Source organism: Mycobacterium sp. (genome assembly GCF_046091765.1).
In the GTDB taxonomy this organism is placed as follows: Bacteria; Actinomycetota; Actinomycetes; order Mycobacteriales; family Mycobacteriaceae; genus Mycobacterium.
The window spans coordinates 94,432-104,172 of the sequence record NZ_JBJTCF010000108.1; the positions used below are offsets into that span (position 1 = coordinate 94,432).

The 9,741-nt window shown below is 68.0% G+C and carries 10 protein-coding genes; 3 read left to right on the forward strand and 7 right to left on the reverse strand.

Annotated elements, in window-relative coordinates; translation table 11 throughout:
• Positions 1-48 precede the first annotated feature (48 nt).
• Positions 49-1,959 carry an ABC transporter ATP-binding protein/permease gene (locus ACKOB8_RS12160; protein WP_526377537.1) on the forward strand — a complete coding sequence of 637 codons (1,911 nt, stop codon included), beginning with the start codon at positions 49-51 and terminating at the stop codon, positions 1,957-1,959.
• Here ACKOB8_RS12160 and ACKOB8_RS12165 read toward each other — a convergent pair.
• The 7 genes from ACKOB8_RS12165 to ACKOB8_RS12195 form a co-directional block, all read right to left on the reverse strand.
• Positions 1,956-3,419, reverse strand: coding sequence for an FAD-binding protein (locus ACKOB8_RS12165; RefSeq protein ID WP_526377539.1), 1,464 nt, complete (start codon positions 3,417-3,419; stop codon positions 1,956-1,958). The genes ACKOB8_RS12160 and ACKOB8_RS12165 overlap by 4 nt on opposite strands.
• 64 nt (positions 3,420-3,483) lie before the next feature.
• Positions 3,484-4,212, reverse strand: a complete 729-nt coding sequence (locus ACKOB8_RS12170) for an Rv1815 family serine proteinase (protein WP_526377541.1) — start codon at positions 4,210-4,212, stop codon at positions 3,484-3,486.
• A gap of 148 nt (positions 4,213-4,360) precedes the next feature.
• Positions 4,361-4,918 (reverse strand): LysM peptidoglycan-binding domain-containing protein, encoded by a 558-nt coding sequence (locus ACKOB8_RS12175; RefSeq protein WP_526377543.1) that lies wholly within the window; start codon positions 4,916-4,918, stop codon positions 4,361-4,363.
• Positions 4,919-5,026: 108 nt separating this feature from the next.
• A complete protein-coding gene (locus ACKOB8_RS12180) occupies positions 5,027-6,460 on the reverse strand; it encodes an NAD(P)/FAD-dependent oxidoreductase (RefSeq protein ID WP_526377545.1) in 1,434 nt (477 codons plus the stop codon).
• Positions 6,461-6,494: 34 nt separating this feature from the next.
• Positions 6,495-7,619, reverse strand: a complete 1,125-nt coding sequence (locus tag ACKOB8_RS12185; RefSeq protein WP_526377547.1) for a cation:proton antiporter — start codon at positions 7,617-7,619, stop codon at positions 6,495-6,497.
• A 4-nt stretch (positions 7,620-7,623) separates the two neighbouring features.
• Positions 7,624-8,109 carry a cation:proton antiporter regulatory subunit gene (locus ACKOB8_RS12190; protein WP_526377549.1) on the reverse strand — a complete coding sequence of 162 codons (486 nt, stop codon included), beginning with the start codon at positions 8,107-8,109 and terminating at the stop codon, positions 7,624-7,626.
• Between the two features lie 3 nt (positions 8,110-8,112).
• Entirely contained in the window at positions 8,113-9,009 is an 897-nt protein-coding gene (locus tag ACKOB8_RS12195; protein WP_526377569.1) for a sterol desaturase family protein, read from the reverse strand.
• Between the two features lie 152 nt (positions 9,010-9,161).
• Here ACKOB8_RS12195 and ACKOB8_RS12200 point away from each other — a divergent pair, with 152 nt between their 5' ends.
• Both ACKOB8_RS12200 and ACKOB8_RS12205 read left to right on the forward strand, forming a co-directional pair.
• Positions 9,162-9,500: a DMT family transporter gene (locus ACKOB8_RS12200; RefSeq protein WP_526377551.1), complete on the forward strand. Its 339-nt coding sequence runs from the start codon at positions 9,162-9,164 to the stop codon at positions 9,498-9,500.
• Positions 9,497-9,741 (forward strand): DMT family transporter (locus tag ACKOB8_RS12205; RefSeq protein WP_526377553.1); only part of this gene is annotated, 245 nt, incomplete at its 3' end. The genes ACKOB8_RS12200 and ACKOB8_RS12205, both read left to right, overlap by 4 nt.

Here is a 9,741-nt window from a genome sequence, read left to right on the forward strand (position 1 = left end):
GGCCGGCTCACACCCGCGCTCGGCGGAAACACTCGGAGGAGAACGTCCATGGAGATGTACAAGCCGTCGCTGGACTGGACACACGAGATGCGCAACTCTCTGCTGTGGTCGGGGAAGGCCTGGGTGATCACCGCGGTGCTCACGGTGATCGTGCTGGTGTTGCTGGCCCGCTACACCACGTGGGGTCGCCAGTTCTGGCGAGTCACCGGCGGCTACTTCACCGGCCGCGCCAGTGTCGCGGTGTGGGCCTGGCTGGGAGTACTGCTGTTCTCCACCATAATCTCGGTGCGCCTGCTGGTGCTGCTGAGCTACCAGGCCAACGATCTCTACTCCGCCCTGCAGGTGGCCTTCGAGGGGGCAGGTGCCGGAAACGAGGAGGTGCGGCAGTCTGGCATCGGGGGATTCTGGACGGCGATCGCGGTCTTCTTCCTGATCGCCGCGGTGTTCATCGCCCGCCAGATCATCGACATCTACCTCACGCAGCGGTTCATCATCCGCTGGCGGGTATGGCTGACCGACCGACTCACCGGCGACTGGGTCGATGAGGAGGCCTGTTACCGCGGTCGCTTCATCGACGAACCGATCGACAACCCCGACCAGCGCATCCAACTCGACATCGACATCTTCACCGCCGGCGTGGGGCCGGACATGAACAAGCCCACGGTCGGCACATCGACGACCCTGCTGTTCGGGTCGATCAACTCGGTGGTCTCGGTGGTCGCCTTCGCACCCATCTTGTGGAACCTGTCCGGACCCCTGACCCTGTTCGGGTTCACTCTGGGTCACGCGCTGTTTTGGATCTGTCTGCTGTACGTGGCCGCCACCACCGTGATCGCATTCTGGATCGGTAAACCACTGATCCGCTACAGCTTCCGCAACGAACTCACCAACGCCGCGTTCCGCTACGCCCTGGTGCGGCTGCGCGACGCGGCGGAGGCCATCGGTTTCTATCGCGGCGAGCGGGCCGAGAAAAAGGTGCTTCGATCACGATTCATGGCCATCATCGACAACTACCGCGGCTACGTGTCGCGAAGCTTGGCGCTGCTGGGCTGGAATCTCGCGATGACCCAGATCATCACCCCGCTGCCGCTCGTGGTGCAGGCACCCCGGCTGTTCGCCGGGCAGATCAACTTCGGCGACGTCAACCAGTCGGCGAGCGCGTTCAGTAACGTCCACGACTCACTGGCGTTCTTCCGCTTCATCATCGACTCGTTCGCCGCTTACCGGGCGACCATCATCCGGCTGGATGGATTGGTCGATGCCAACGCGCAGGCGCGCAGGCTGCCCCGGCTTGCGGCCGAAACCAGTTCCGATGGCGCCCTGGAACTGCGCGACTTGGAGGTACGCAAGACCAACGGCGAGCAACTCGTCGACGATCTGAATCTGCGACTGGAGCCCGGTGAGGCGCTGGTCATCACCGGTCGATCCGGCTGCGGGCGTACCACTCTGCTGCGCAGCATCGCCCGACTGTGGCCGTGCAGTTCGGGCACGCTGCGCCGACCCGACGGGGACGACGGTGCGATGTTCCTCTCGCAGACTCCCTATCTGCCGCTCGGTGACCTGCGTGCGGTCCTCAGTTATCCCGATGTCGAGGCTGCGATCCCCGACGAGGACCTGCTCGCCGCCCTCGACGACGTCGCGCTGGGGCATCTGGGCCGTCAGCTCAACGACGTCCAGGACTGGGCGAAGGTGCTCTCGCCGGGCGAGCAGCAGCGCATCGCGTTCGCCCGCGTGCTGCTGCAGAAGCCGAAGGTGCTCTTCCTCGACGAGTCCACATCGGCGGTCGACGAGAACCAGGAGTTCGCCCTCTACCGGTTGGTGCGCGAGCGCATCCCGCAGTGCATCGTCGTGTCGGTCACCCACCGCAGCACCGTCGAGCAGCATCACGATCACCACCTGCGCCTGTTGGGTGGCGGCGGCTGGGAACTGGACCGCCGCGCCGAAACAGCCGGGGTCTAGCCGGCCTTCGCGCGTGCGGCCGCGTGCGCGCCGGCGCGACGGCCGAAGAACGACCCCTCCCCTAACTGGGTACCGCTGGAGTAGCCCTTGCCGTCCTGGGCGATGTTCGACGCGCAGGCTCCCGCCGCGTACAGGCCGGCAATCGGGCTGCCGTCCTCGCGCAGGACCTGCCCGTCGACGCTGGTGGCCAGACCTCCGACAGTGAAACCCGAGTACATCGCCTTGCCGAGCGACAGGTCGAAAGCCGCCCACGGCCCATGATCCTGCGGCGCGAGGAATTCGGGCTGCTTGTGGAAGTCCGGGTCCTCCCCCTTGGCCGCGTTGCTGTTGTAGCGCTCGAGGGTGGCGACCAGGTTGCCCGCCGGAATGCCCAGATCGGACTCCATCTCCGCCACGGTCTCCCAGCCGTCGATGAACTTGATCAGAGGAAAGACCGGGCGCTGCAGATGTTCCTCGTCGACGATCAGGAATGCGACCCGGTCGGGCTGCTCCATCACGAAACCCGAGGTGCGCGAGTGGTAGGAATCCTCGGCGACGAACCGTTTACCGAGTTTGTTGACGATGATCCCGGTCAGCAGGATCGCCGGCGGATAGACCGGTGCGGTGATGAAGGACTGGTCCATGTGCTTGGTCGCGGCCCCTACTGACACGCCCAATCGGATGCCCAGCCCGTCGTCGTAGGTGTTGCCCAGAACAAAGGGTTTCTCAGCAAGCTCGGGAGTGAACTTGGCAACCATGTCGGGGTTCATCACGAACCCGCCGGCGGCGATCACGACCGACTTCGCCCGGATCGCGCCGGTCCGGTCGAAATGTTTCCACGACACTCCGGTCACGGCGTCGCCGTCGAGCACCAAATTGGTCGCGGCGGTCTCGTAGCGGATCTGCACGCCGAGTTCGGCGGCGCGTTTCAGCAGCAGGTCGATCACCATCGCCGCGCCCTGGGTGTCTCCGGGCACCGGGACCTTGTGCCCGCGCGGGGCCGGATCGGCCATGTCCTTGAACGGCCAGACCTTCTCGTTGCCGGTGTACATCAGCCCTTCGGTGTTGGGCTGGATCACCGCCTTGTCCGGGTAGTAGCTGCGCTCGAAACCGATACCCAGGTCCTCGAGCCAGTCGAAGTGCTCCACACTGCCCTCGCAGTAGGCCCGGATCTTGTCGTGCTCGGGTTCGCGCGACATCGCGACCAGGTACTTGTACATCTCCTCAGCGCTGTCGGAATGACCGGTGGCCTGCTGCACGGCCGTGCCGCCGCCGAGGTAGAAGTGGCCGCCGGCCAGCGCTGTGGTGCCGCCGGCGACGGCTGCGCGCTCGAGCACCAGCACCCTGGCTCCGGCGGCCGCGGCGGTGACCGCAGCGCAACCACCGCCGATCCCGAAGCCCACGACGACGACATCGACGTCGTCGGACCACTCGCGGACGTCCGCGCTGTTGAGGACTGCGGGAAGGTCCAGGCCGCTCATGCTGGCGTCCGGGGCATACCCCGAGGATATCGGCGGGTCGGCAGCGCCGCCAGAACGTAGCCGGTCAGTCGGTCTGGGTGGCGGCGACGTTGATGACCTCGTTACCGTCGGTCGCGTCGGTCCCGGGGCCGCCGGCGAGCATGTCCTCCTGCAGGTGCTGCCGGGTCTCGTTCCAGCCCACCGCGGCGGGCAGGTTGCCCCACGTGCTGTTGAACAGGCCCACGATCACCGCGCGGCCGTCCGCCCCGAGAGCGTAGACCGGCCCGCCGGAGTCACCCTTCTGGCTGATCACTCCGTTGGCCATGGTGAACCAGCCGTTGTTGATCCGCTCGACCGATCCGCAGCTCTCACCGGTCATGATGCCGAAGTGGCACACCGGATGGCCCGCAGCGAGGGGGGCGGCGGAGGCGGCGATGAGTTGCCGGCCGCCGGGCAGGAAATCGCTCAGCGTCACCGAGTTGTTCAGCTTGATCATCTCGTAATCGGCGATCACCTGGTCGGTGCGGACCACGGCCCCGTCGGGGGTGTTGTCGCGGGCGTTGGTGACGACACCGATGACCCTGCCGTTGCGGTCGGTGACCGGGCCCTCGCCCCGGCAGTGCCCCGCGGAGTACCCGATTCGCGCCGCCACGTCCACGAATCCGAGGGTGCACACGGTCGCGTTCTGCCGGATCTCCATGCCCGGATAGACCAGCACGCCGGACTGGGCGGCGGCGGTGGGAGCCAGCGCGAGCGCCGAGAGGGCTGCCCCGGCCGCCGCGGCGGCTGCGACGGATCGCCGGAAAGCGGTCACCGTATACCCCGATCGGTCGGCGACCGGTCAGCGACGCGGTCGCAATTGTGCGTCGACCGTGTATCGGCTGGCGGCGCCGATCGTTACAGGCCCGCATCGGCGACCCGGACGGGGCCGATCAGGACAGATCAGGGCAGGTCAGGCCTGGTCAGGGGATCGTGATGACCTGACCGACCTCGATGTGATCGGGGTTGGCGATGTTGTTGGCCCGGGCCAGCTCCATGTAGCGGTTGCCGTCACCCAGGTACTGCTTGGCGATGTTGAACAACGTGTCGCCAGAGACGACGGTGTGCGTGCGCGGGGCCGGTGCGGGTTCCTCGGCGCTGACCGGGGCGACCTCCACGACCTCGGCCTCCGCCGCCGGCGGCGGGGCGTCGGTGTCGGTCCGCGACGACCAGGCCGGGCCGTCAGCGGCGTAGAGCACCAGGTTGCGGTCGTCCTGCAAGACCAGCTTCACGTTCTTCTTGCCCTTGGTGTCGCTGTGCCAGATCGGCTTCTGGGCGGTGTAGAGCACGAAGTTGCCGTCGGTCTGCAGTTCGGCGCGCACAACGCCCTGACCGTCGGTCCCGGTCGCCCAGACGGCCTCCCCGCGCGCGGCCAGGACCAGGTTGCCGTCGTCCTGCATGGTCAGGGTGTAGGCCCCGTTGGCCGACGTCAACGAATCACCCTTGCTGAGCTTCTGTCCTGCGGTGAGTGTGTCTCCCACGACTGTTCCATCCTCCTGGGCTTCATGTAGTCGCCCGGCCACTCCGGCGGGCGTCCGCGAGCCTACTGGAAACGCGGGTCCGCGGTGGCCTACGGGAAAACCCCGCCCTCAGGAGTCGAAACCCAGGCCGAGCCGGTCCAGGGCGCGCAGCAGGAGGTTGCGTCGGCCGCCGTTGTGGTCGGCGCGGTCCAGCGACCACCGGGTGGCCTGGATTCCCAGGCTGGCGAACGGCTCCGGGGGGAATGGCCACGGCCGCGAGCGCACCATCCCCAGGTCGGTGCGTTCGGTCGGGCGACCGTCGAGCAGGTCCAGGCAGACGTCGGCGGCAAACCGGGTGGCGGACAGTCCCAGGCCGGTGAAGCCGTTGGTGTAAGCGATGCGTCCCCCTCCGGCGAGTCCCCAGTGCGCACAGAAGCGGGTGTTGGTATCGATCGGTCCGGCCCAGCGGTGACTGAAGCGGACGTCGGACAGTTGCGGGAAGGTGACGAAGAAGTGCGCGGCAAGCCGGCGGAACGATTCGGGCCGGTTCTCGTAGCGGGGATCGACGCGGCGGCCGAAGTGATAGACCGCGTCGTAACCGCCCCACACGATCCGGTTGTCGGCCGACAGCCGGTAGTAGTGGAACTGGTTTGCGCTGTCACTGATCCCTTGGCGACCCCGCCAACCGATACGATCGAGTTGATCGTCGGAGAGCGGTTCGGTGGCCAGAACGTAGTCGTAGACCGGCACCGTGTAGAACCGATTTCGCCGCAGCAGACTGCGGAAGACGTTGGTGGCCAGCACAACCCGCGCGGCGGTGATAACTCCGGCCGACGTCGAGACGGCGACGGCCTTATCCGATACCGCGCTGCGGTTGCGGCGGATCCCCACCGCGCGGGTGCCCTCATGGATGCGCACCCCCTTCTCGGCGCAAACCCGGGCTAACTCGTAGACCAGCCGTGCCGGATGCACGATCGCGCACCCGTCGGCGTCGAGCAGAGCGGCCAGGAAGGTCGGTGAGTCCACCTGCGTGCGCGCCGCCGCGTGATCCAGGTACTGCCCGTGGCCTTCGGCTGCCGATTCCTGCAGCCATTCGATCTGGTGCGGTTCGGTCGCGACGGTGAGCATGCCGGTGCGTTCCCACTCGGCTTTCATTCCGTAGCGGTCGATGTCGGCTTCCATCGCGCTGAAGTTGGCCACGCCCAGCCGCTGCAGCTGGTCGAATTCGTCGGGCCAGCGGGCCTTGCCGTTCGCCACGCCGTGGGTCAGGCTGGCATCGACGAATCCCCCGTTGCGTCCGGAGGCGGCCCAGCCCAGCCGCTCGGCCTCGATGAGCATCACCGACGCTCCCGGATGTCGCTCGGCGGCGCGCAGTGCCGTCCACAGCCCCGCGTAGCCGCCGCCGACCACCAGCAGGTCGCAGTCGGCCGATCCGGTCATCGGCGCGAACTCGGGGCGGGCTCCGACGACCGCGGGGTCCAGCCACATCGATCCCTCCGCCGCCGGGGCCAGAGCGCGACTGATCAGGTCGGGGTCGACATCGCGATCGAATACCGTCCGCACCGTTCTCATGCTGCCACGCCGCGGGGCGGGATCCTCAGCGGGCGAGCCTGGCGATCAGGGGTCCGGCGATGGCCAGGACGAAAACGTAGGGCGTCGCCACCGATGCCAGCAGGCCGGTGCCGGCGCTGGCGAGGCCGATGATCACCAGGGAGAACTCGCCGCGGGCGATCAGGGCCGTGCCGGCCCGGAGCCGACCGGGGCGGCCCGCGCCTTCGCGCCGGGCGGCGTAGGCGCCGGCGAGCACCTTGGTGGCGGCCGTCACCGCAGCCAGGCCCAGCGCGAAGGGCAGCATGGGAAGCAGATCCGCAGGGTCCACCGAGAACCCGATAGCGACGAAGAACACCGCCGCGAACAGATCCCGGAGGGGGCCCAGCACCGCGCGGGCGCGGTCGGCGGTCGTGCCGGTCAGGGTCAACCCCACCAGGAACGCGCCCACCGCAGCCGACGCGTGCAGATGTTCGGCGACTGCCGCGACGATGAGGGTCAGTCCCAGGATCCGCAGCAGTAACTGTTCGTCTTCCGGGTGGCCCAGGACCCGGCCGACCTCATCGCCCCAGCGGTAGGAAACCAGGAAGGCCACACACAGGGCGCCGAGAGCGACCGAGGTCCACAGCACCGCCTGCTGCCAGGTGCCGCCACTGGCCATCACCGAGAGGACCGGAAGGTAGGCGGCCATCGCGAAGTCCTCGAGCACCAGCACCGACAGCACCGCCGGGGTCTCGCGATTGCCGAGCCGGCCGAGGTCGCCCAGCAGCCGGGCGATCACTCCCGAGGACGAGATGTAGGTGACACCGGCCATCGCCACGATGCCGGTCGCGTCGAGCCCGACCAGCCAGCCCGCAACCGCGCCGGGAGTCGCGTTGAGCACGAGGTCGACGCCGGCCGACGGCAGATGACGGCGCAGGCTCTCGGTGAACTCGCCCACCGAGAACTCCAGCCCGAGAGTGAGCAGCAGCAGCACCACTCCGATGGACGCCCCGGTCTCCACGAAGTCGGCCGCCGCGGGCATCGGCGCGACGCCGCCCTCGCCGAGGAAGAGACCGGCGAGCAGATACAGCGGAATCGGGGACAGTCCGAGGCGGCGGGCAGCCGCCCCCAGAACGGTCAGCGCGACGAGGATCAGGCCGAGTTCGAGGAGCAGCCCCGACGCGACGGCCACAGCCTCAAGCCCGGTCGACGAGCTGCCGCACTCCGGCGATACCGTCGTCGGTGCCGATCACCACGAGTACGTCGTGGGCGCGCAGGATCTCGTCGGGACCGGGTGACGCCAGTACCTGCTCGCCGCGCACGATCGCCACGATGGAGGCGCCGGTGCGGGTTCTGGCCTTGGTCTCACCCAGCGGCCGCCCCGCATACGGCGACTGAGGTCCGATCTCGATCTGGCCGGCGTCGAGTCCCGGGACCTCCTTGGTGAGGTCGGCGAATCGCTCGACCATGCGCGGGGCGCCCAGTATCTGGGCCAGCGCCTCGGCCTCGCGTTCGGAGAGCCGAAAGACACGTCGGGCGCGGTCTGGGTCGGTGTCCGCCGAGCAGACGAAGACCTCGACGTCACCTCCGCGGTGGGCGATCACGCCGATCCGGTCGCCGTCGGTGTTGTCGAACTCGTAGCGAAGGCCCACGCCGGGCAGCAGGGTCTCTTTGACGTCCATGTGCTAACCGATCGCGTTGGAGGAAAGAGGATTACGGGTGTGTGTGCCGCGGCCGTTGGGCCTCCAGCCGGGTGGGCCGAAGACGTAGCCGAGCCGGTCGCGCCAGCACCCGGCCAAGCGGACGTCGCGCACGATGGCCACGTACTCGTGAGTCTGCAGCGTCCAGATATTGAAGGAGTTCGCCCCGGCGGGGCTGTCCTTCAAGCCGTAGTGCGGCCGGAACAGCTCCGGCTGGAACGTTCCGAACAGGCGGTCCCAGATGATCAGGATTCCCCCGTAGTTCTTGTCCAGGTATTGCGGATCCGTTCCGTGGTGCACCCGGTGGTGGGAGGGGGTGTTGAACACGAATTCGATCGGGCGCGGCAGGGTGCCGATCCGCTCGGTATGGATCCAGAACTGATAGACCAGGCTGATCGAGAAACTCGTGAACACCATCCACGGCGGAAGGCCGAGCAGCGGCAGCGGCATCCAGGCGATGATCTCGCCGCTGTTGTTCCACTTCTGGCGCAGCGCGGTGGCGAAATTGAAGTAGCGACTCGAATGGTGGGCCTGATGCGTGGCCCAGATCAGCCGAACCCGGTGCGCCACGCGGTGGTAGGCGTAGAACAGCACATCAACGCCCACCAGGGCGATCACCCAGGTGTACCAGCGGTTGGCCGAGAGTTGCCAGGGAGCGACGTAGGCGAACAGGCCCGCATAGATCAGCAGGCCCAGGAACTTCCAGGCCCCCATGGTCGCCACCGAAACCAGGCCCATGCCGATCGATGCCCGCGCATCGGGCGCCAGGTAGGCCCCGCGGACCGGACGCCGGGGGCGATGCTCGAGGGTGCGCGCCGCGGTCCACTCGATGCCAAGCAGCACGAGGAAGAACGGGATCGCGAACATCACCGGATCCCGCATCGGCGGCGGGAGCACCGACACCAACTCGCTGATACTCGCGGGCAGACTCACAGGAACCTCCGCCGCCGAGTCTAGCCAGGCGGATCGCCGCTCTGGATATCCTCCGGAGTCGGGCGCGAGCGGGTCCGGCACGAGATGAGGGGACACAGCCGATGCGGAGATGGGCACTGCTGCTCGGCGCGATCGTGACCGAAGTGGCCGGCACCCTGTCCCTGCGGGCCTCCCACGACCACCGCGCCTGGCTGGTGGTGGTCGTCGCCGGCTACCTCGCGGCCTTCGTTTTCCTGAGCCAGGTGTTCCGGGCCGGAATGCCGGTCGGCGTGGCCTACGGCATTTGGGGAGCACTGGGAACCGCGATCACCGCGGTGGTCGCCGCGGTGATCTTCGGTGACCCGTTCACCGGTGCGGTGGTGGTCGGGATCGGCTTGATCATCGCCGGCGTGCTCCTGGTCGAGCTCGGCTCGCACGCAGCGCATCGGACCGAGCCGTGACGTGGGCGGCCCTGGGCGGGGCGATCCTGGTGGAGGTGTGCGCGACATTGGCCCTGCGCGCCTCCGAGGGGTTCCGCAAGCCGCTGTGGATCCTGGTGTCAGTGGTCGGCTACTCCGCATCCTTCGCCCTGCTCTGGGTGACCCTGTCGCTGGGCATGCCGGTCGGGATCGCCTACGGGGTCTGGTCGGCCTGTGGGGTCGCGCTGGTCGCCGTGCTCGCGCGGGTGCTCTTCGCCGAGCC

What these genes read in the sequence shown, in the direction of transcription:
- ACKOB8_RS12160 (WP_526377537.1), top strand. Translation starts at nt 49, where the DNA reads ATGGAGATGTACAAGCCGTCGCTGGACTGGACACACGAGATGCGCAAC.
- ACKOB8_RS12165 (WP_526377539.1), bottom strand. Translation starts at nt 3,419, where the DNA reads ATGAGCGGCCTGGACCTTCCCGCAGTCCTCAACAGCGCGGACGTCCGC.
- ACKOB8_RS12190 (WP_526377549.1), bottom strand. Translation starts at nt 8,109, where the DNA reads ATGGACGTCAAAGAGACCCTGCTGCCCGGCGTGGGCCTTCGCTACGAG.
- ACKOB8_RS12195 (WP_526377569.1), bottom strand. Translation starts at nt 9,009, where the DNA reads ATGCGGGATCCGGTGATGTTCGCGATCCCGTTCTTCCTCGTGCTGCTT.
- ACKOB8_RS12200 (WP_526377551.1), top strand. Translation starts at nt 9,162, where the DNA reads ATGCGGAGATGGGCACTGCTGCTCGGCGCGATCGTGACCGAAGTGGCC.